The sequence below is a fragment of the Priestia endophytica genome (genome assembly GCF_026790145.1).
Classification (GTDB): domain Bacteria; phylum Bacillota; class Bacilli; order Bacillales; family Bacillaceae_H; genus Bacillus_I; species Bacillus_I endophytica_A.
Map to the genome: position 1 here is coordinate 1 of NZ_JALAMS010000039.1, position 20,011 is coordinate 20,011.

Genomic DNA, 20,011 nt, shown 5'->3' on the forward strand with positions numbered 1-20,011 from the left:
CGTCCTGAGCCAGGATCAAACTCTCCATAGAAAGTTTGGTTTCATCTTTCGATGTCCATAGCTTGTTGTTTCTTATAAGAAACGTTGTTTTAAAAATAGAATTAACGTTGACGTATTTTGTTCAGTTTTCAAAGGTCAATATAATTGGAGCGGGTGATGAGAATCGAACTCACGACATCAGCTTGGAAGGCTGAGGTTTTACCACTAAACTACACCCGCATCTTTTTGAAGTTACTCCTGGTCGGGAAGACAGGATTCGAACCTGCGACCCCATGGTCCCAAACCATGTGCTCTACCAAGCTGAGCTACTTCCCGTCAGATGACTTTTTTTGTAAATGGCGCGCCCGATAGGAGTCGAACCCATAACCTTTTGATCCGTAGTCAAACGCTCTATCCAATTGAGCTACGGGCGCATTTCTTAAATAAGCGACTTAATCATCTTATCATCTTTCGGTTTTGCTGTCAACAACTTTTTTGTCATTTTAATTATTTCACATCACTTCTTCAGAAGCGACATTAATTATCTTACCAAAATCAATTTATCATGTCAATACTTTTTTTAAAAAGTATTTTTAGTTTATTTCTTCTTTAAATTAGTTCCTTTCAATTTCCGAAAGGCTTTTTAAAGAAGCAACGTCATTAATAATACCAACTCTTCTTTCATGTGTCAACACTTTCTAAAAGTATTTTAAAAAAATATTATATTTTAAATCATCCTCCCTTCTACATAGATAGAAGGCTGCTTGGAATTTTAATATACTCTGCTGGTATTATATATACATTTTATAGATATTTTTAATAAAATGAGGAGCACTGTATAATTATTTTATAACACGTTATCCTGTAAAAAAAGGAGTCAGAACATGAAATTAATTATTGGTATAACAGGAGCGACAGGGGCAATTTTGGGTATACGTCTTCTTGAGCTTTTAAAAAATACAGACATTGAAACACATCTTGTTATGTCTCAGTGGGCTTCAGCTACAGTTCATGTAGAGACTACTTATACTACCAAAGAAGTTGAAGCACTTGCAGACTATACGTATTCCCCCAAAGACTTAGGTGCTAAAATATCGAGTGGTTCTTTTCAAGTCGATGGAATGATTATTGCTCCTTGCAGTATGAAATCTTTAGCCTCCATCCGGATGGGCCTAGCAGATAATCTTGTAACGCGAGCAGCGGATGTGATATTAAAAGAACGAAAAAAACTACTATTAATGACTCGTGAAACACCACTAAATGATATTCACCTTGAAAATATGCTAGCGTTATCACGTATGGGAACCATCATATTCCCCCCAATGCCTGCTTTCTATAATCACCCTCAAAGCATTGACGATATTATTAATCATATTGTATTTAGAGCTCTTGATCAGTTTAATATTTGTCTTCCTGCTGCTAAGAGATGGGAAGGAATTAAAAACAACTAACCCTTTGAGAATGGAGGTTTTTACTTATGAAGAAGGAATTGTCATTAGAAGTTTTAGAATTATTAAACGGAAAAAACCTTGATAATAAACAACATGAAGCATTCATGCTTCTCACCATAGATGAAGAGAACTGGCCACATACCGCAATGATTAGCGTTGGTGAGATTGTAGCAAAAAATGCACAGGAAGTTTACCTTGGACTTTGGCCAGAAACGACTACAACAAAGAACATCATCCGTTCAAAAAAAGCAACTCTTGTTTTTTTCTTTCAAGGAAAAGCCTACTATATTAAACTCTCCCTCAAACAGCTTCCACTACTCCATCTCGCTAAGTACAAACGAGAACGCTTTATTGGAAAAGTTGCAAACATACGTGAAGATAGAGCTAAATATGCTTCTATTACTTCTGGAGTAAAAATAAATTTAGATAATCCAGAAGAAGTCATCCAACGATGGGAAGAGACAATCAACGAAATATCAAGATAAAAAAGAGCCGTTTATTTCAAATAAGCGGCTCTTTTTATAGCTACATAGAGACTGTATTACGTCGTTGACTCTGTTTTGGTTTATAGATTTTCCCAACAAACATATACCCATATTTAAAATGGTTAAAAACCCACGATAAAATCATTGGGCCAATAATTGAAAAGCTATAAATAACCATAAGGCTTAATGAATTTTGTACTTCTGTAAAACTATTTAAAATCGCAAGCCCTATCCCTAAGAAATACACATGAAATAAATAAATGGAGAAAGAGTAATTACTAATTGTCATGATAATAGAAGGTACTTTTGAAACTTTTGAGAACAGATGAAAAAATAAAAAGATTATAATTGTTGTGTATAGAAGAATGTCAGGCCTTTTTGATGATACTTCAAAGAAACCAAAATACGTATTATTTAAAATCATAAAGGCTGATAAGGCTACAAGACCATACACGATATAACGATATTGATCTAATAAAGAAATAAATCCCTTATAATTTTGTCCGCAATAGTAAGCAAGACAAAAATAGAAAACCCATCCTACGAAAGGAATCCAAGAAATCGGAAAGATTGGATTAGGTCCAAAAGAAGGAATATCTATAAACGTTACAAAAGTAAGGTATCCTCCATTAACCAAAAACGCTATAGAAAGAACAAACTTAGCAGAAATCTGCTGGAGTATTTGATGAAAGAAAATATGCAATAAGTAAAACTGGAAGATGATGAGGATGAAGTACCCGATGAAATTACCAAGAAAGATGTTAGCACTTATTCTTTGTAGAAATGATAGTAGTGTCACATTACCACCTAAACTAGACATCATAACAGCATCAACAAAGGCTACAAAAAGGAATGGCAAAAAAATAAACTGTATTCTCTTTAGTAAAAAACCTTTTGGTGTTCCATTTGGATATGAGTAGGAAAGTAAAAACTCAGAAATAAAGATGAATGCTGGAGTGCTAAACATTAATAACGTCATTAACATAGATGACGTACTATGCATTGTAATTCCTAACACATGAATCATAACAACACTTAAACACGAAATGCACCTAATAAAAAATATCTCTTTTACTTGCATTTTCACATCTCCTCCTGTACCATTTTCAACTCCACAGAAATTTACCATATTATAGTTGATTACAGAAAGAGGCTTTATTCTTAGATTGTGCAAATTTTAACAACTCCATATTTAGAAAAAGCTTTTCAAATTAGCTTTACTTTCTCTTATTTCTACTGTAGCACTCTCCCCCTTTTCTTCATAGAAAGATAAAGAGGTTTACCTACTTTATTTTATAGGTATTTGTAAGGAAGTGACGATCATGGCCAAAAAGAGATGCAGGTGTGGAGGTAAGATCCCGCGAATCCCTCTGCAGATTATAAGTGAATTTCCTGATATTACTCTGCAAATTTCTGAGACAGAAGATACACAATTAAAAATTATCGGCAGAGTTTCTTACAACAAAACCCCCTTAAAAAATGTGAAAGTAGCGTTAAGGGAGTCCTCCGACTCGCTTAACTTTGATTCTGACCCTTTATTAACAAATGCTAGTGGTATTTTCACCACAACCGCTTCGGTTCTCCCTTATGAGGCAGATGACATTCAAGTTTTTGCAACCATTCAATACAATGGAGCTCCTCTCTCTACCTCTTCACGGTTAAGCACATAAGCTTATACTCTAGCATGAAGTAGAGATAAATGATTTTGATAAAGAATCTTCACCATCTTATTTCAATTGTAAACAACATCGAACAAACAGTAGGGTTTTATATAAATGTGTTAGGAATGCAAGAAGAAACATTTCAAGTCGGGAGGAAAACTGTGCGTTTTGTTACAGAGAAAAATATAGAAGAAGTTTTAAATCATTTCAGGTTTCACAAAGTTAATTTTGAAGAAGCTCCTGTAACAAGAACAGGAAGTCATGGAGCCTTTGCATCTATATATATTAGAGATGCTAATCAAAATCTAATTGAAGCTTCCCAATTTGTTAAACAAAAAAACATAAAAAAACACCAAAGGTTTAAACCTTTGGTGTTTTTGATGCGGCCGAGAGGACTTGAACCTCCACGGGTTATACACCCACTAGGCCCTCAACCTAGCGCGTCTGCCATTCCGCCACGACCGCAAGTGTTGAAAAATAAATGCGGGTGAAGGGACTTGAACCCCCACGTCATAAAGACACTAGATCCTAAGTCTAGCGCGTCTGCCAATTCCGCCACACCCGCGTATGCTATTGTTACTCACACAAAAATGGTGAGCCATGAAGGACTCGAACCTTCGACCCTCTGATTAAAAGTCAGATGCTCTACCAACTGAGCTAATGGCTCAATGGCTGGGCTAGCTGGATTCGAACCAACGCATGACGGAGTCAAAGTCCGTTGCCTTACCGCTTGGCTATAGCCCAAAAGATGATATAACTTGATGAGATGACCTTTACTTCTTCAAAAGGTGAATGATCGACATCAAATATTATAAAAGTGACCCGTACGGGATTCGAACCCGTGTTACCGCCGTGAAAGGGCGGTGTCTTAACCGCTTGACCAACGGGCCATATAAAAAATATGGCGGAGAAGGAGGGATTTGAACCCTCGCGCCGCTCGCGCGACCTACACCCTTAGCAGGGGCGCCTCTTCAGCCACTTGAGTACTTCCCCGTTTGGCTCCACAGGTAGGATTCGAACCTACGACCGATCGGTTAACAGCCGATAGCTCTACCACTGAGCTACTGTGGAATATTATGATGAGACGCTATTTATTATATACCAGTTAACTTAGCTTGTCAACATTTTTCTTACAAACTAAAAGTTCATCCTAGAAATAGCGACTCCATAAATTTAGCATAGTTCATTTTAAGAGTCAATACCTTTTTTAAGAAGAAGAAGGCTACCTTTGCATCTTCCACATCGGTATTTCGTAATATCTACTTTACGCTTTCTTTTATAAAGATAATCGCAATCTTTACAACGGTAAAAAACATTCTTGTTTTTCTTTTGAATAGAAGGAAGTGAGCTACAATACCTTGGAGCTCCAACTCGTTTTAGCAACGCTTTGAATTCTTGGTCTCCATGCTTATATCCTTTACCCATAAGATGAAGGTGATAATGACATAGCTCATGTTTAATAATCCCAATAAGCTCCTCTTCTCCAAACTCTTCATAATACTTAAAATTCACCTCAATATGATGTGTATTAAGCATATAGCGGCCACCTGTTGTCCGAAGTCGTTTGTTAAAATATGCCTGATGTTCAAATGCTCTGTCAAAGCATTCCATAGAGATTTTTTCTACTAGCTCTTGCAAACTGTCATTATTCATTACTCAATCTCCTTTCATAAGCACGTGACTAGCCCTAGGCGCATATACTTACTATTACTACCCTTTTAAACAGAAAGGACGTGGCAATATGCCTTCATGGCTAATCAATCAAATGCAGCGTGCTTATTATACGAAAGATCGTTATCAAATTAAACTATTGAATCAGTGTTGGTTCTTTTATCAAAAGAAGCACTGCTCTTAGCAGTGCCCTTGCTTTAAGAAGGTGCAATCATGGACAAAGCAATACGTCCTTTTGAAGCATCAACACTTTCCACCCATACTGTTACTAGATCACCAACAGCGACAACGTCTAATGGGTGCTTAACATATGAATTTCTTAGCTTTGAAATATGCACAAGACCGTCTTGCTTTACCCCAATATCTACAAATGCGCCAAAGTCCACAACATTTCTTACTGTGCCTTCAAGCTCCATCCCTTGTGTTAAGTCTTCTAGCTTTAGAATATCTTGTTTGAGAAGAGGCTTCGGTAATTCATCCCGTGGGTCACGCTCGGGTCTTTGGAGAGAGTCAATAATATCGTTTAAAGTTAATTCTCCAATTTCTAGTTCTTGCAAGGCTTCCTCTTTGCTTAGTTCTTTTATTTTTTCAGCTAATAAAGGGCTCCCAAGGTCTTTAGTTGTCATCCCCATCATTTGTAATAATCTTTTAGTTACCTCATAATTCTCAGGATGAATCCCTGTTCTATCAAGGGGCTGCTTTCCATCTAAAATACGCAAGAAACCAACACACTGCTCATATGTTTTGGCGCCTAATCGAGGAACCTTCTTGAGCTGGCTACGATTTGTAAGTTTCCCCTCTTCTTCTCTATATTGCACAATATTGTTTGCCACTGTTTTGTTAAGCCCCGCTACATATTGTAAAAGAGAAGATGAAGCTGTATTTAAATTTACACCAACTTGGTTTACAACCGTTTCAACAACAAATTTTAATGACTCGTTTAATTTTTTTTGAGACACATCATGCTGATATTGACCAACTCCAACAGATTTTGGGTCAATTTTAACAAGCTCTGCTAACGGATCTTGCAAACGGCGAGCAATCGAAATTGCGCTTCGCTCCTCAACTTGAAGAGTTGGAAACTCTTCACGCGCAAGCGCAGAGGCTGAATAAACACTTGCTCCTGCTTCATTGACAATAAGATAAAAAATATTTTGTTTCATATCTTTTAGCAAATCAGCAATAAACTGTTCGGTCTCCCTTGAAGCTGTTCCATTCCCAATTGCTACTACTTCAACATTATATTTTTGTAGCAGTTCAACAACTTTGTCATAGGCTTCTTGCTTCTTAGCTTTTGGTGGGTGAGGATAAATCACATCAATTTCTAATGTTTTACCTGTTTCATCTACAACAGCTAGCTTACAACCCGTTCGATATGCAGGATCTACTCCTAGCACCATTTTCCCTTTAAGAGGAGGCTGTAAAAGTAAATTACGCAAGTTCTCAGAGAAAATTTTGATAGCCTGGTTCTCTCCTACTTCTGTAAGTTCACTTCGGATTTCTCTTTCAATAGAAGGAGCTAAAAGGCGTTTAAATCCATCTGCAATTGCTTTTTTTACATAAGAAACAGATGGAGCATGAATATTTTTAATAATTTCGCGCTCTAAATATTGAATAATACGATCTTCTGGAAAACCCATTGAAATACGAAGAACATTTTCACTTTCTCCTCGATTCAACGCCAACACTCTATGGGGTACAATTCTATTAATGTTCTCTTCATATTCGTAATACATGCTGTAAACTTCTTTTTCATCTATTGCATCCTTTTTCTTAGCTGATACAATTTTACCTTCTTTTCGAGTTTGCACACGAATCCATTCTCGGTATTTAGGATGATCTGAAATTTCTTCAGCAATAATATCTGCTGCTCCTTCTAGAGCTTCTTCTATCGTACGTACTTCTTTATCTTGAGAGATAAATTTTTGAGCATAGTTCTCTACTTCTTCTTTTGTTGAGAAAGTTAGCAACCAGTCAGCAAGCGGCTGTAGTCCCCGCTCTTTAGCAATCGTTGCTTTCGTTCTTCTTTTTTGCTTATATGGTCTATATAAATCTTCTACTTCCTGAAGCTTTAAAGCTTTTTCAATTTGCTTTTTGAGGTCATCTGATAATTTCCCTTGTTCTTCAATAAGTCTTAAAACTTCTTCTTTTCGGTTTTCAAGATTTTGAAGGTATGTCCATCGATCTAGCACAGACTGTATTTCAACTTCATCAAGAGCCCCTGTCATTTCCTTTCGATAGCGGGCAATAAATGGTACTGTATTTCCTTCTTCAGTGAGTTCAATTACGCTTTTAATCTTTTTTAAAGGTATATGTAATAAAGCCTCAATTTGCTTCAACTGCTGTTCTTTTGTTAATGACATACGAGTTCCTCCTTCGCTGGACCTTTCTTTATTATAGCAATTTCTTCCTCTCTTACAAAAGAAACAAAAAAAACAGATTACCCCCTGATAATCTGTTGCTGCACTTTATTCTTTTAGTGACCAACACAACCTAAAACATATGTTGCGTCATCATTTGAAGGAGGAATACTCATTTGCATATAGGAAGAAATATCAGAAAGCGATCTTGACCGCGAAAAGATATTTTTAATCCCACTGATTGAAATGCCATCTGTATGAATTAAAAAGTGACTTCCTGGCTGATAAGAAAACGTACCAGTTTTAAAGGACTGAGGTTTTCCAGAAAGAAATCCATTTACTGGAATGGGATATGTTAGATTTCCATCAGGCGAATATAGATAAAAACGAATATTGCCTACTCCACTATATATAAATTGCAGTTTCTTTTTGTAAATCTTCAAAACTGAAACAGCTGCGCCTCGTGTACTTTTTAGAGCGTTGTTGCACTGTGACATAATCTCTTCTACTTCTTGGTTTTGGAAGCGTTCAGCAGCTTCTTTAACAGCAACAGCTGCATACATAGCATACTTTCCGCTTCCAAGGCCATCTGCTACAACACAGAGGAAGTAATCCTCTGTGTCTGCTATGAAGTAGCTATCTCCGCAATAATGACTTCCATTTTTAGAAACCTGATATGTTTCTACTTTTACTTGCGGAATGGATTCGTGCATCATTAAAATGAATTCTCCACTTTTTCAGCATCGGTCCTAACTGCATTACGCAGCTTTTCTAACGCTCTTCGCTGAAGTCTTGATACATGCATTTGAGAAATACCTAACTTCTCTCCTGTATCTTTTTGACTTAAGTTTTCCATAAAAGTACACTGAATGATTTCTCGTTCGCGCTCTGTTAAAACATGGAGTACTCTCTCTAATACTAACCGTTGGTCAACAGTCTCATATCCGTTTTCTCTTTGCCCCACTAAATCTAGGATTGTTACTGTACTTCCATCTGAATCTGCTTCAATTGAGTGATCAACAGAAAGTGCTTGATAACTTTGACCCATCTCCATTGTTTCAAGTACTTCCTCTTCAGATACTTCAAGATGTTCAGCAATCTCATGTACTTTAGGTGACCGTTGAAGTTTTGTTGTAAGCTCTTCAACTGTTGCCTTAATACGCGGGCCAAGTTCCTTAATCCGACGTGGAACATGTACACTCCATGTTTTATCACGAAGAAATCTTTTAATTTCTCCAACGATAGTCGGGACTGCAAATGATTCAAAACTGCGCTCATAGCTTGGGTCAAATCGACGAATAGCTCCTAATAATCCAAGCATCCCAACTTGAGAAATATCTTCATGAATGTTGCCACCTTTTGAATATCTTCTGGCAATGGATTCTACAAGACCTTTATATTGAATAACAAGTCTGTCTTGAGCATCTTCATCGTTATTTTTTTGATATTGATCAATAAGTTTGATAACTTCTTCTTTACTTAGCTTCGTAGGTTGAGATTGTGCTGCCATCACTCTCCACCTGCTCTCTTTGTAAGTTCTTCGCCATCATTAAAGTAAGACCTTTATTATGAGTAATTTGTGTTTGGTCCATAAGAGTATCGATCAAATATAAGCCAAGACCACCTTCTGGTAATTCTTCAACTTCTCGAGATGTTTCATATGGCCCTGCTTCTTTTTGCAAGTCACCATAATCAAATGATTCACCTTTATCAGCTACAACGATCTCTAAATATTCTTCGTAAAGACCAAAAGCAACTGTAATTTCTCCAATTTCTTCTTTATAGGCATGCTGTACAGCGTTCGTACATGCTTCACTAATTGCAATTTTCATATCTTCAATATCGTCATAGGAAAAGCCCATTCTGTTAGCAATTCCCGATAACGTTAAACGAGCAATGGCCACATAATCTGGTTTAGCAGGGATTTTCATCTCTACGATATCATATGGTTGTTTCATTTTACGCCACCCTCTACGTGAGAATTTACATTTAAAATTTCCGTTAGACCCGTGATGTCAAACAAACGTTTAATTCGTTCTGAAACACCAACAAATTTCAATTTACCTTCGCTACTCTTAATTGCTTTTAGTAGCGCAATAAATACACCTAAACCTGTACTATCCATATAAGAAACATTTGTCAAATCCACAACAATGTATGGTTCTGACAAATGTGCTAATTCCATAAATCTGTTTTTTAACTCTGGCGCTGTATATGCGTCAATTTCACCAGCTAAAGTGATGTAATGTTTTTCATCCTTCATTTGTACATCTATTGATAAGTTCACAGGATTTACCTCCTTCAATTATACTGCTATCAATTTAGTTACCCTTATTTTAATAAGTTAAACCAATCTTTTTAAAATAATAAGGGTAAAATCATCACGAAGTTGGAAATCTTGTAATCTTTCCAATTCCTTGTAAATAGAGTGTACAACTTCTTGAGCCGGAAGATGCATATACTTCCGAATAAGATCAATAATTTGTTCTCGCTCAATAAATCCTTCTTCTGTTCGACATTCTGTTACCCCATCTGTTAACAGAACAATAAGATCCCCTATCTCAAGATGCTTTTCATACTGTTTGTATTTACGATGTCGATCAACCCCTAAGACAAGGCCTTTACCGTCTATATCTGAAAACTTGTCTTCTTTCGCATTGTAATAGAATCCTGGCTCATGACCTGCTGAGGAGTAGCAAAAGCTTCCATCAGCAGAGTCATAGATACCGAAAAACATGGTAATAAACATGCTTGGATCAACATTTTGTTCTACTACATTGTTTAAATTCTCCAATACATAGTCAGGAGTCTTCCTTGATTCAGGTAAGCTATCCATGGCATATTTGATCATTGACATACACATTGCAGCTGGAATACCTTTTCCAATAACATCAGCAACAGCAATGCTAATACGATCATTCTCGTCTTGTACAAAATGATAATAATCTCCGCTCATCTTTTTAGCGGGAATACTAATAGCACCAATATCTAGCGACTTTAAGGAAGGCACTGCTGTACCAAGCAAATTTTGTTGAACATTTGAGGCGATTTCAATTTCAGAGTTCAGCTCAATTTGCTTGCTCTTGAGCATTTGATGTTCACCTAGTGCAAGTCCATAGCTAATCATCATTTCAAGTAGAAAATCTAATGATTGAAGAACTTCTTTTGGAATATCTTGATGAATTTCTTCAATCACTTCTTTATGGATACTAACAATATCTTCAGGGGAGATATTATTCTCAAGAGACTTACGGCTTAGCTTTTGCCCTTCATACAACACCGTTTCATTTGGCGTTTGCAAATAGCTGCTCAGTATGTCCCGGTATAGTGCCTTCATTTCGTTTTGAAAATCCATTCTCCTCCCCCTTACCGGAGCCACTTAACTGCTCGAATTTCTGTTCCTTCATTAACAACTGAATTAATATCAAATTGATCAACGAGTCTTTTTACACCAGGAAGACCAGCTCCTAATCCTCCTGAAGTTGTATAACCGTCTTCCATTACTTTTCGTATGTCCGCAATTCCCGGACCTTGGTCTTTTGCTATGATTAAAAGGCCCGATTTTCCTCTTTCAAATATCTTCTCGATGCATATTTGGCCTTTATCTGTATATAAATATATATTCCGAGCTAGTTCAGAGATTGCGGTTGTAATCCGAGCTTGGTCGACCGTTCCGAACCCTAACTCTTTAGAGACATTGCGACCTAATTGACGGGCAGCCACAATATCCCACTCCGTAATAATTTTGACGCAGGATTGGAATTCCATTGTTATTCCCCCAATTCATACTGGAGCTTCTCAAGTCCTTTTTCCAAATCTAAGGCTGTCCATACATCGCTTAATCCAATCCCAAGTTCAATAAGAGTAATGGCTACTGCTGGCTGAATGCCAGTTAAGACAACTTTTGCTCCCATCAGTCCGGACATGTTAACAACATCACCTAAAACTTTTGCTATAAATGAATCAATCATATCGATTGAGGTTAAGTCAATTACGACTCCTTTTGCACCTGTTTGGTGAATTTTATTTAATAGATCTTCTTGAAATTGGATTGCGGTTTGATCGTCAAGCTCCCACTGAATGGAAACTAATAAGTAGTCATATAGCTTTAATATAGGAATCCGCATAGCTATTCCTCCATACTTATAATTTGTCTATTTGTTATTTCAAGGGCGCGTTCAACGCCTACTCTTAGAGAATTTTTCGTGATAACTTGATCCAAACGAATACCAAGATTAACAATTGTTTGGGCAATTTCAGGACGAATACCGACAATAAGACATTTCGCCCCAACTAGTCGTACTGCTTCCGAAGCTTGGATAATATGATGTGCCACCATTGTATCAACAACAGGAACTCCTGTTATATCAATAAGCACAACTTCTGACCGATGTTTTACAACACCCTCTAAAAGATTTTCCATAATAATGCTTGCCCGTTCCGTGTCAATCGTTCCTACAAGAGGCATCACTGTGATGTTATCAAAGATTGGAATAAGCGGTGCTGATAGTTCTTGAAGAGCCACTTTTTGGAGGTTAATTGTGTTTTCCCAAGATGTCGCGTAGATGTCTTCTAACTCATGATAGATAGGTTCTACCCATAGCTCTAATTCTTGCACAGTTTCCATGGGCACATAGTTATCATCACGTGCAAACTCATCTTCCATAAGCAACTCTAGGATTACTTTACGAAGCAAACGAATTGCTCGCGTCAAATATGTGAGTGGCCAGCCGAGTTTTACAACACGTTCAATGAACTCTTCTAACTTTGTTCTAAAGTGCTCAGGTGACTCTGTTTGGTGATTAAAGATAATATCAAGAAATTCAGAATTCATGCTAACATAAACGTTCTCAGATACTACATTCGTAAGAGGTTCTGCTGATACATCCTTCATCGTATCAAGCCAACCTTTTGCGATTTCTTGTCTATGTTCAATTATATATTGTTGAATACTCCGTTCCATCTTGTCCTCCTTATTACAGTACACATATATATATAACAAAATATTATTTTTAAACTGTCTCTTCCATTATAACAGTAATGAAAAAAAGCAGGAGTGAAAAATCCCCTACTTTTAATCATACGTGTATTTAGTTTTTTCAGTCAAGAATAAGGGTACTTTCCTATATAAAGGATGAAGTACCCTCATCATTGCTGTTAATCTGGTAGTTGTGTGCGATCGCTTCGCTTAATTTTTCTTCTTATAACCTGAAAAATGATACACAAAGATAATATTAATTCCATTATTTACAAGTCTAAAAATCAATAAGCCCAAGGCTAATTTGTAACGCTTTATCGACTTTACTCATCATTTCTTCATCAAGATGCGTAATCTTGTCTGTTAAACGCTGCTTATCAATTGTTCGAACCTGCTCTAACAGAATAACGGAGTCTCGTTCAAACCCGTATTTCTTAGCATTAATTTCTACATGCGTAGGTAGCTTTGCCTTTTGAATTTGAGCGGTAATGGCTGCGACAATAACCGTGGGACTAAAACGGTTACCAATGTTGTTTTGAATAACAAGGACAGGTCGGACCCCTCCTTGCTCAGAACCAACAACGGGAGATAAATCAGCGAAATAAACGTCGCCACGTTTTACTACCAACCGTTTTATCCTCCACTTACAAGACGTTCGACTGTGTTGTCCGCTTCATGTTCAGCCAAGAAAGCTTCAGACGCAATATTTAGGTTAATTTTCGCCATTTCCATATAACCCCGTCGCATATTATTGCGGATGCTACTATTTCTTTTCTCATCAACGAACTTCTTTACAGCTTGATTAATCAAATCATTTCGGTTACTGTTTTCCTGCTTTGCGATAGCATCTAGTTCAGATACTAAATGTTGTGGTAAACGAACTAAAAGCTCCATCGTTGCGCTCGCTTCAGACACCAACATACACCTCCACCATCAGTACAAAACAAATAAGAATAGTTATTTTTTTTATTATGAGAGCACATTGTAAACAGTAGAACCTAATTAAGGCACTACTTGTTTCCTCTTACAGACGAGTAAGATATTAAATATAAATTATTTTTATCTTTTTTCATCATACCATCTATACAGTTTTATGCAAAGCGAATTCTGTCATTTCTTCAACTATTATCGTCATCAATACTATTATTTTATGCATGCAATCATAAAAAATCACGCCTTGCTACTCTAAGCTAGCACATTATTTATAACTTTTACAACTTTATCTGCTCTCTTATATACTCGAGGAACGCGATCACTGATCATACAAGTAACTTCATAATTAATTGTATTAAGATAGCTTGCAATATCATCTGCGCTAATGGACTTCCCGCCATCATGACCTATTAACGTGACTTTTGTGCCGACCGCTGCATCTTTTGGAAGTCTAAACATAAGTTGATCCATGCAAATGCGTCCAACATTTTGTACTTCTTCTCCGTTCATCAATGCTGTAAAACCTTGAAGACTTCGAAGCCAACCGTCTGCATAACCAATTGGCACAGTTCCGATCCATTCTTCTTTCTTTGTTGTATATGTCGCTCCATAGCTAACGCTTTCACCCTCTTCTAGGCTCTTAACATGTATCAAAGATGTATAGAGAGATAGAACTGGCTTTAATGTAAATGGCAATACTTTTTTCATTTCAGATGACGGGCTTAAACCGTACATTGAAATCCCGAAGCGTACCATTGTAAAACAATCATGTGGTAAACGTAAAGTCGAAGCACTGTTTGCACAGTGAACGTTAGGAGGACAGACCCCTTTTGATTTCAGATAGTACACAGTTTCAACGAAACGCTTACTTTGCTCTTCGTAATACTCACTATGAAGCTCATCTGCTGTTGCAAAATGTGTAAAAAGCCCCTCTAGCACAAAATGAGAAGATTGTTTAACTTTTGAGACAACACGCTCCATTACGTCTTTATCTTTAAACCCAATGCGATTCATGCCTGTATCAATTTTCATATGAAGAGAAAGAGGCTTCTTTATATCATACTTTGATGCTTCACGTAACCAACTTTCATTATGAAGGGTAAGTGAGATATCATACTCTGCTGCAATATCAACATATGAAGGAGGCACATCTCCTAATACTAAAATCGGAACTTTAATCCCATTTGCTCTTAGTTTAATTCCTTCTTCAAGCAATGCTACTCCTAAAAACGTAGCTCCTGCTCCAATTGCTTCTTTCGCTACTTCAATATCACCGTGCCCATATCCGTTTGCTTTTACAACAGCCATAATCTGTTTACCCTTTGGCAGCCATTCTTTTAAGCAATTTACGTTATGAGAAACAGCTTCTAAATCAATTTCAGCCCATGTGTTACGGTAAAACGAATTCACTGGTGTCACTTCCTTTAAGAACTATGGCTTGTAGAAGCCACTATACTACAATTGCACGGTTTGTTTACATTTATTCTTATCAAAAACAATTCATGCATTTATCGTGCTTTTATTATACAAAAATAAACTAGGATTCGTAAAAGTTTATCTAAAAAAGGAAGTTCGTTCTCCTTTTAGAGAACGAACTTCCTTTTTTATTTTCCTTGTTCTTTTTCCATTGAGCTTGCAACCATCATAAATTCCTCTGGAGAAAGATCATCAGACGCAATAATGTATTCCACTCCATCTGCTGTCCATTGAATACTTTGTTTTGAAAGAGCTCCAATTGAGAAACCTAGGTCAACAACGTCTCCATTCACAGGAGTTGTAGTAGAAGCTTCTGCAACTGTTGCCTGCTCTTGAATCACAGTAAAGGACTTCTCACCACCATATGTGAGTACAACACGTTTTCCATCCATCGTTTTAACCGTTTTCTCTTCTTCTTGCTCTGTACCTTCAGGTGTATATGAAGGATACTTAACTGAGAAAGGTTCTTCTTCACTTGTCATTGTTGGCACATCTGACTTTTTAGCAGTCATATTCCGCTTAGTATCAAACGCATCTTTATCAAACTTAACATTCATCTCTACTTTCTTAAAGTCAACCGTAATAACAGGCTCATTGTCCGTATCCATAATTTCCACTTTTTTAGGGGTAAGCTCTTTTTTATCTAAAATAATTTTTTGCTTTGGAAGAACAGACTGGTGTTGATAGTTGGTTTTTGTTGTAAAGATATAACCGTCTTTAGCTACTTGAAATTTTGCTTCATCGTCTCCTTTAATGTCTTTAATTAACGACTCATAAAGGTATGCTTGGCTGCTATTTTGTGGCCAACCACTTTGAAATTTAAAGCTTTTATTAAGCGCAGGAGTTAGCACAAAAACTCCTTCATTATTACGCAAAATCATCTGAGATTGATCTTTTTTGGCATTTTTAAGCTCTACCCTATAATAATCCGGTTTGCTATGCCAAATCTCCACATCATATTTCTGTGGTTTTTCTCCTGTATTTAACATCATCTCGGCTGTTGCTTTATAACCTGTTGACTTTTCCATCTTTTCATTTAAATCTTTTTTTACATCATCTGCACTTTTATCTCCACAAGCTGCTAGTACAAATAAAACACTTAAAAAGACAATGGCTTTAACAATCCATCTTTTCATTCCTACACCCCTTATTCTTTTGCAAGATTTGCAAAAATGTATTGTCGTATCTTTTAATTGGACAATATGAATATATGAGGTGAAAACAATGAATATGCAGACTAGCGTGACAGGCTTTCAATTATCACGTTTGCAATAGCATACTGCTCACTATGTGATATAGCCAAGTGTGTAATTTCGTGTTCATTTTTAATATAAGGTCTTCCAGACGATTCATATTCAATCTCAATATCTTGAAAAGAAAGCAATGAACCAATGCCTGTTCCTTTTGCTTTTGCATAGGCTTCCTTAGCAGCAAATCGGCCTGCTAGAAACTCTATTTTCCTTTTGTTTGAAAGCGTATAAAACTTCTCTTGTTCACAAGGTGTTAAGATTCGCTTTACAAGCTTGTCGTTACGTTCTAATGCCTTTTTTATTCGGACAAGCTCAACAATATCATTTCCCATTCCGATAATCATAAAGAGTACTCCTTTTATAATAGACTTACATGACATGCTTTTTATTGACTTGACTTTATGTAAAGAAAGGGACTTTATTAGAACTTCTTTTCCCTTTATGAAATAATGAAGAAGATTTGTAATCCTTCCTAAATTAAGCACATTAGATATATTGAATAGAGGAGATGAGTTTTTGTTTGTTCGTACTGAGAATTTTAGAGAGTTCATAAAGCTCTATCCGGTTGTGTTTCTACTTATTTTGATTCACATTGTTGTTTGGCTTCTTGCCAAGATCCCTTTAGAAAGCACGCAATCGCTGATCTATTATTTTATTGGGATTAACGGGAACATTTCTCAAGGAGAATGGTGGAGACTTATTACCCCTATTATTACACATATAAGTTTTTCCCATCTTCTTTTTAACACATTTTCTCTCCTAATTTTTGCTCCTGCCCTTGAAAGGATATTAGGGAAAGGGAAGTTCATTTTAATGTATTTCACAACAGGTATCATTGCTAACGTTGCAACATACTTACTTGAAAATATTTACTATACACATGTAGGTGCTTCTGGCTCTATTTTTGGTTTGTTCGGAATCTATCTTTTCTTTTTACTCTATCGAAAAGATATTCTTGGACGAGACAATACTCAAGTGATAATGACAATGGTCATTATTGCACTTGTTATGACGTTTGTAAATTCAAATATTAACGTTGTTGCCCACCTTAGCGGTATTATAAGTGGCTTCGTTCTCTCTCTTTTCACCCTTCAACGTAAATAGCACGAACAAAAAAGGAACCTTTTTAGGTTCCTTTTTCAATGATTTCAAAGCTTCCTTTTGATAAAACGTGAACATCATCATATTTGCTTAAATCTCTCATGAGCTTCTCTAGTGCTTTATCCTTCTGTTTTGCCTCAATCATGCAATCTAACAGATCGACCGTTCCATTTATAGTACGAAGAAATCGAATAAACATCTCAGGATCCACATATGGAGCATGCGCCCGAAATTGTTCCTCATTCCTTGGACTAGAAATATGCATTTTCATAGGAAGAGGCGAATGAGCCCATGTCCCAACCATCCTCTCTCAATGATCTTCCCATCTTTCCCCCTCATTGTTTGCTAAATGATGGTGAAGGTCAAAAATAAAAGGAATATCAATCTTTTCACATAGATATAAAACATCTTCTATATTGAACGTTGTATCATCATTTTCAAGCAGAACCATGTTAGCAATAGACTTTGGTACAAGAGCCCAATTATGAATAAATTGTTCAAGCGCTCTCTCTTTGTTTTTATGTGCCCCTCCCACATGGAGCACACAGCGATGTTGAGTTGGAATACCCATCCCTTTCAGAAGGCGAGCATGCATTGTTAGTGTTTGAACGGAGTTTTTCAAAATCTCAGGCTTTGTGGAATTTAGAAGAACAAAGTGATCAGGATGAAAATCAACCCTCATTGGATGTTCTTCTAAAAATGATTTAATTTCTGATAAGACGGGTTTCAATGGCTTCATATAGTCCCAATCAGAAAGATCCTCATGGCCTGCAAGAGGAATAAGACGAGAACTCAACCTAAAAAATTCTACTTCATTCCATAAGTTATGTTTTAAAAGACGAAGGCAATTTTCAAGATTTGAAATCGCAATACGCTCAAGTTTCCGAATAGCAGCTTCTCAAGTACCAATTTTTTCAAAGTTTGCATATGTCATTGTTTGAGAAGGAGAACTATTCACAAGTTCCATACTCATGGCAACATATCCAAGACGTATTTTTGTCATCTTTTACACGCTCCCTGCTTCTTAGCATGCCCCTCTAAGAAGCTCGTTATCATAAAAATAAAAAAGCTCTAGCAGCATGTGCTAGAGCTTTTTATTATGAAGACTTACGTGTTTTGTTTGTGCGTGAACGACGTTGCTTCATATCGTATGAACGTGAAGATTGCTGACGTCCATCTTTATTTCTATAGTTGCGTTTATTTTTAGAGTAGTTACCTTTACCATATGATTTTTTACGATCTTTTTTCACTTGTAAAGGCGGCTCAGATGTTAATTTAACAGGAGTTGTATCAGGCTCTTTTGTCATTAACTTAAGTGCTGCTGCTACTACTTTCGCTGCATCGTTCTTCTCTAGAAGATTCTCAGCCATTTGCTCGTAAGAAGAAAGGTTTTCTTCGTTAATTGCACTTGTAATTTGGTCAAAAATTAGACGTTGTTGACCTTCAAGAGCATCGTCTAGGCTTGGAACTTTCATTGGCTCCATACGACGTTTTGTTGTTGCTTCCACGTTTTTAAGATGTGGAATTTCACGAGGTGTCACAAATGTCATTGCTTTACCTTGTTTCCCTGCACGACCAGTACGTCCGATGCGGTGTACGTAGCTTTCTGGATCTTGTGGAAGGTCAAAGTTATAAACGTGACTAACACCTGAAATATCTAATCCACGTGCAGCAACATCTGTTGCAACAAGGATATCAATTGAACGCTCTTTGAACTGACGCAATACTTTCATACGTTTACCTTGTGTAAGGTCTCCGTGAATACCTTGTGCTGCATAACCACGCGTTTGAAGAGCTTCTGATAGCTCATCAACACGACGTTTTGTACGACCAAAGACAATTGCAAGCTCTGGTGCTTGGATGTCTAGAAGACGAGTTAATGCGTCAAATTTCTTTTGCTCTTGTGTTTCAATATAGTATTGTTCAATATTTGAAACTGTCACTTCTTTAGACTTTGTTTTGATTACTTTTGGCTCATGCATGAAGCGCTCTGCAATTGCTTGAATTGGCTTTGGCATTGTTGCTGAGAAAAGTAATGTTTGGTGTTCACTTGGTACTTCTTTTAAGATGCTTTCGATATCTTCAATGAAGCCCATGTTTAACATTTCGTCTGCTTCGTCAAGTACAACTGTTTGTACGTCTTGAAGACGAATTGTTTTACGGTTGATATGATCTAGCATTCTTCCTGGAGTACCAACAATGATTTGTGGTCCTTTTTTCAACGCACGGATTTGGCGACCAATCTCTTGTCCTCCGTAAACAGATAAAACTTGAACACGTTTATAATATCCAATTTTATATAGTTCTTCGGAAACCTGAATAGCTAATTCGCGTGTTGGGGCAATAACAATTGCTTGAATACGAGGATTATTTACATCAATTTTCTCAATAAGAGGAATACCGAATGCTGCTGTTTTCCCTGTACCTGTTTGTGCTTGACCGATTACATCGTTACCTTCAAGTGTAACTGGAATCGTTTGGGCTTGAATTGGTGTTGCCTCTTCAAATCCCATTTTACTAATTGCTTTTTTCAGCGGTTGACTAATTTCAAAATCTTGGAATAACGTCAATTGTTTCAAACTCCTTTTAATCTAAATTCCCATAAGCATTATATCTATTATAAAAGAACTGCTTTAACGTGAGGAAGTGGTGCTAACATAGCACCA

Annotated in this window: 22 protein-coding genes, 10 tRNA genes and 1 pseudogene; 5 read left to right on the top strand and 28 right to left on the bottom strand. The window is 36.8% G+C overall.

The genetic code is table 11. The annotated features are described in order from the left end of the window. Positions 1-145: 145 nt before the first annotated feature. The 3 genes from MOC86_RS22335 to MOC86_RS22345 form a co-directional block, all read right to left on the bottom strand. Positions 146-219: transfer RNA gene (locus tag MOC86_RS22335), tRNA-Gly, on the bottom strand. 19 nt (positions 220-238) lie between these two features. Further along, a tRNA-Pro gene (locus MOC86_RS22340) sits at positions 239-315 on the bottom strand. Positions 316-336: 21 nt separating this feature from the next. Then, positions 337-413 (bottom strand) — tRNA-Arg (locus tag MOC86_RS22345). Between the two features lie 450 nt (positions 414-863). Between MOC86_RS22345 and MOC86_RS22350 the strand changes: the two genes are divergently transcribed. Both MOC86_RS22350 and MOC86_RS22355 read left to right on the top strand, forming a co-directional pair. Then, on the top strand, positions 864-1,430 hold the full coding sequence (locus tag MOC86_RS22350; RefSeq protein ID WP_268586180.1) for a non-oxidative hydroxyarylic acid decarboxylases subunit B: 567 nt from the start codon (positions 864-866) through the stop codon (positions 1,428-1,430). 26 nt (positions 1,431-1,456) lie between these two features. Next, positions 1,457-1,915 carry a pyridoxamine 5'-phosphate oxidase family protein gene (locus MOC86_RS22355; RefSeq protein WP_268586181.1) on the top strand — a complete coding sequence of 153 codons (459 nt, stop codon included), beginning with the start codon at positions 1,457-1,459 and terminating at the stop codon, positions 1,913-1,915. Positions 1,916-1,955: 40 nt separating this feature from the next. Here the strand turns inward: MOC86_RS22355 and MOC86_RS22360 are convergent, their stop codons facing one another. Further along, positions 1,956-2,996 (bottom strand): acyltransferase family protein, encoded by a 1,041-nt coding sequence (locus MOC86_RS22360; RefSeq protein ID WP_268586240.1) that lies wholly within the window; start codon positions 2,994-2,996, stop codon positions 1,956-1,958. A gap of 241 nt (positions 2,997-3,237) precedes the next feature. Between MOC86_RS22360 and MOC86_RS22365 the strand changes: the two genes are divergently transcribed. After that, positions 3,238-3,585: a hypothetical protein gene (locus MOC86_RS22365; protein ID WP_268586182.1), complete on the top strand. Its 348-nt coding sequence runs from the start codon at positions 3,238-3,240 to the stop codon at positions 3,583-3,585. Between the two features lie 372 nt (positions 3,586-3,957). Here MOC86_RS22365 and MOC86_RS22370 read toward each other — a convergent pair. The 8 genes from MOC86_RS22370 to MOC86_RS22405 all read right to left on the bottom strand — a co-directional run bounded on the left by MOC86_RS22370 (position 3,958) and on the right by MOC86_RS22405 (position 5,229). Continuing rightward, a tRNA-Leu gene (locus MOC86_RS22370) sits at positions 3,958-4,041 on the bottom strand. A gap of 17 nt (positions 4,042-4,058) precedes the next feature. Continuing rightward, positions 4,059-4,141, bottom strand: a tRNA-Leu gene (locus MOC86_RS22375). A gap of 26 nt (positions 4,142-4,167) precedes the next feature. After that, positions 4,168-4,243 (bottom strand) — tRNA-Lys (locus tag MOC86_RS22380). A gap of 2 nt (positions 4,244-4,245) precedes the next feature. Continuing rightward, positions 4,246-4,320 (bottom strand) — tRNA-Gln (locus MOC86_RS22385). Between the two features lie 74 nt (positions 4,321-4,394). Further along, positions 4,395-4,466 (bottom strand) — tRNA-Glu (locus MOC86_RS22390). Between the two features lie 12 nt (positions 4,467-4,478). Next, positions 4,479-4,569, bottom strand: a tRNA-Ser gene (locus tag MOC86_RS22395). A 3-nt stretch (positions 4,570-4,572) separates the two neighbouring features. Next, positions 4,573-4,647: transfer RNA gene (locus tag MOC86_RS22400), tRNA-Asn, on the bottom strand. Positions 4,648-4,764: 117 nt separating this feature from the next. Next, positions 4,765-5,229: a SprT family protein gene (locus tag MOC86_RS22405; protein ID WP_268586183.1), complete on the bottom strand. Its 465-nt coding sequence runs from the start codon at positions 5,227-5,229 to the stop codon at positions 4,765-4,767. Between the two features lie 88 nt (positions 5,230-5,317). On the opposite strand from MOC86_RS22405, the gene cmpA reads away from it, so the two are divergent. After that, positions 5,318-5,431 carry a cortex morphogenetic protein CmpA gene (gene cmpA / locus MOC86_RS22410; protein WP_087944394.1) on the top strand — a complete coding sequence of 38 codons (114 nt, stop codon included), beginning with the start codon at positions 5,318-5,320 and terminating at the stop codon, positions 5,429-5,431. Positions 5,432-5,444: 13 nt separating this feature from the next. Here the strand turns inward: cmpA and MOC86_RS22415 are convergent, their stop codons facing one another. The 14 genes from MOC86_RS22415 to acpS form a co-directional block, all read right to left on the bottom strand. After that, a complete protein-coding gene (locus MOC86_RS22415; RefSeq protein WP_268586184.1) occupies positions 5,445-7,610 on the bottom strand; it encodes a Tex family protein in 2,166 nt (721 codons plus the stop codon). 113 nt (positions 7,611-7,723) lie between these two features. Then, positions 7,724-8,323 carry a PP2C family serine/threonine-protein phosphatase gene (locus tag MOC86_RS22420; RefSeq protein ID WP_268586185.1) on the bottom strand — a complete coding sequence of 200 codons (600 nt, stop codon included), beginning with the start codon at positions 8,321-8,323 and terminating at the stop codon, positions 7,724-7,726. After that, the gene (sigB, locus tag MOC86_RS22425) at positions 8,323-9,117 is read right to left on the bottom strand and encodes an RNA polymerase sigma factor SigB (RefSeq protein WP_268586186.1); all 795 of its coding nucleotides are present in this window, start codon (positions 9,115-9,117) and stop codon (positions 8,323-8,325) included. Before sigB ends, MOC86_RS22420 begins: the two co-directional genes overlap by 1 nt. Next, on the bottom strand, positions 9,083-9,565 hold the full coding sequence (gene rsbW / locus MOC86_RS22430; protein ID WP_268586187.1) for an anti-sigma B factor RsbW: 483 nt from the start codon (positions 9,563-9,565) through the stop codon (positions 9,083-9,085). The genes sigB and rsbW overlap by 35 nt, the downstream gene beginning before the upstream one ends. Beyond that, complete coding sequence (locus tag MOC86_RS22435; RefSeq protein WP_268586188.1) at positions 9,562-9,894, bottom strand: STAS domain-containing protein; 333 nt, start codon at positions 9,892-9,894, stop codon at positions 9,562-9,564. The genes rsbW and MOC86_RS22435 overlap by 4 nt, the downstream gene beginning before the upstream one ends. Positions 9,895-9,951: 57 nt before the next feature. Further along, complete coding sequence (locus tag MOC86_RS22440; protein ID WP_268586189.1) at positions 9,952-10,962, bottom strand: PP2C family protein-serine/threonine phosphatase; 1,011 nt, start codon at positions 10,960-10,962, stop codon at positions 9,952-9,954. Between the two features lie 11 nt (positions 10,963-10,973). After that, a complete protein-coding gene (locus MOC86_RS22445; RefSeq protein ID WP_019395223.1) occupies positions 10,974-11,375 on the bottom strand; it encodes an anti-sigma regulatory factor in 402 nt (133 codons plus the stop codon). Between the two features lie 2 nt (positions 11,376-11,377). After that, positions 11,378-11,734: an STAS domain-containing protein gene (locus tag MOC86_RS22450; RefSeq protein WP_019395222.1), complete on the bottom strand. Its 357-nt coding sequence runs from the start codon at positions 11,732-11,734 to the stop codon at positions 11,378-11,380. Positions 11,735-11,736: 2 nt separating this feature from the next. Further along, the gene (locus MOC86_RS22455) at positions 11,737-12,570 is read right to left on the bottom strand and encodes an STAS domain-containing protein (protein WP_268586190.1); all 834 of its coding nucleotides are present in this window, start codon (positions 12,568-12,570) and stop codon (positions 11,737-11,739) included. A 292-nt stretch (positions 12,571-12,862) separates the two neighbouring features. Next, the gene (locus tag MOC86_RS22460; RefSeq protein WP_019395220.1) at positions 12,863-13,213 is read right to left on the bottom strand and encodes a type II toxin-antitoxin system PemK/MazF family toxin; all 351 of its coding nucleotides are present in this window, start codon (positions 13,211-13,213) and stop codon (positions 12,863-12,865) included. Positions 13,214-13,218: 5 nt separating this feature from the next. Beyond that, positions 13,219-13,500, bottom strand: a complete 282-nt coding sequence (locus MOC86_RS22465; RefSeq protein ID WP_019395219.1) for a ribbon-helix-helix domain-containing protein — start codon at positions 13,498-13,500, stop codon at positions 13,219-13,221. A 270-nt stretch (positions 13,501-13,770) separates the two neighbouring features. Continuing rightward, positions 13,771-14,928: an alanine racemase gene (gene alr, locus MOC86_RS22470; RefSeq protein ID WP_268586191.1), complete on the bottom strand. Its 1,158-nt coding sequence runs from the start codon at positions 14,926-14,928 to the stop codon at positions 13,771-13,773. Between the two features lie 194 nt (positions 14,929-15,122). Then, positions 15,123-16,130, bottom strand: coding sequence for a LolA family protein (locus MOC86_RS22475; protein WP_268586192.1), 1,008 nt, complete (start codon positions 16,128-16,130; stop codon positions 15,123-15,125). 101 nt (positions 16,131-16,231) lie between these two features. Further along, on the bottom strand, positions 16,232-16,588 hold the full coding sequence (gene acpS / locus MOC86_RS22480; protein ID WP_268586193.1) for a holo-ACP synthase: 357 nt from the start codon (positions 16,586-16,588) through the stop codon (positions 16,232-16,234). Positions 16,589-16,760: 172 nt separating this feature from the next. Here acpS and MOC86_RS22485 point away from each other — a divergent pair, with 172 nt between their 5' ends. Then, on the top strand, positions 16,761-17,348 hold the full coding sequence (locus tag MOC86_RS22485) for a rhomboid family intramembrane serine protease (protein WP_243515709.1): 588 nt from the start codon (positions 16,761-16,763) through the stop codon (positions 17,346-17,348). A gap of 22 nt (positions 17,349-17,370) precedes the next feature. Here MOC86_RS22485 and uvsE read toward each other — a convergent pair. Both uvsE and MOC86_RS22495 read right to left on the bottom strand, forming a co-directional pair. Beyond that, positions 17,371-18,348, bottom strand: a pseudogene (uvsE, locus tag MOC86_RS22490) (UV DNA damage repair endonuclease UvsE). A 94-nt stretch (positions 18,349-18,442) separates the two neighbouring features. Beyond that, complete coding sequence (locus MOC86_RS22495) at positions 18,443-19,915, bottom strand: DEAD/DEAH box helicase (protein ID WP_243515713.1); 1,473 nt, start codon at positions 19,913-19,915, stop codon at positions 18,443-18,445. Positions 19,916-20,011: the final 96 nt, after the last annotated feature.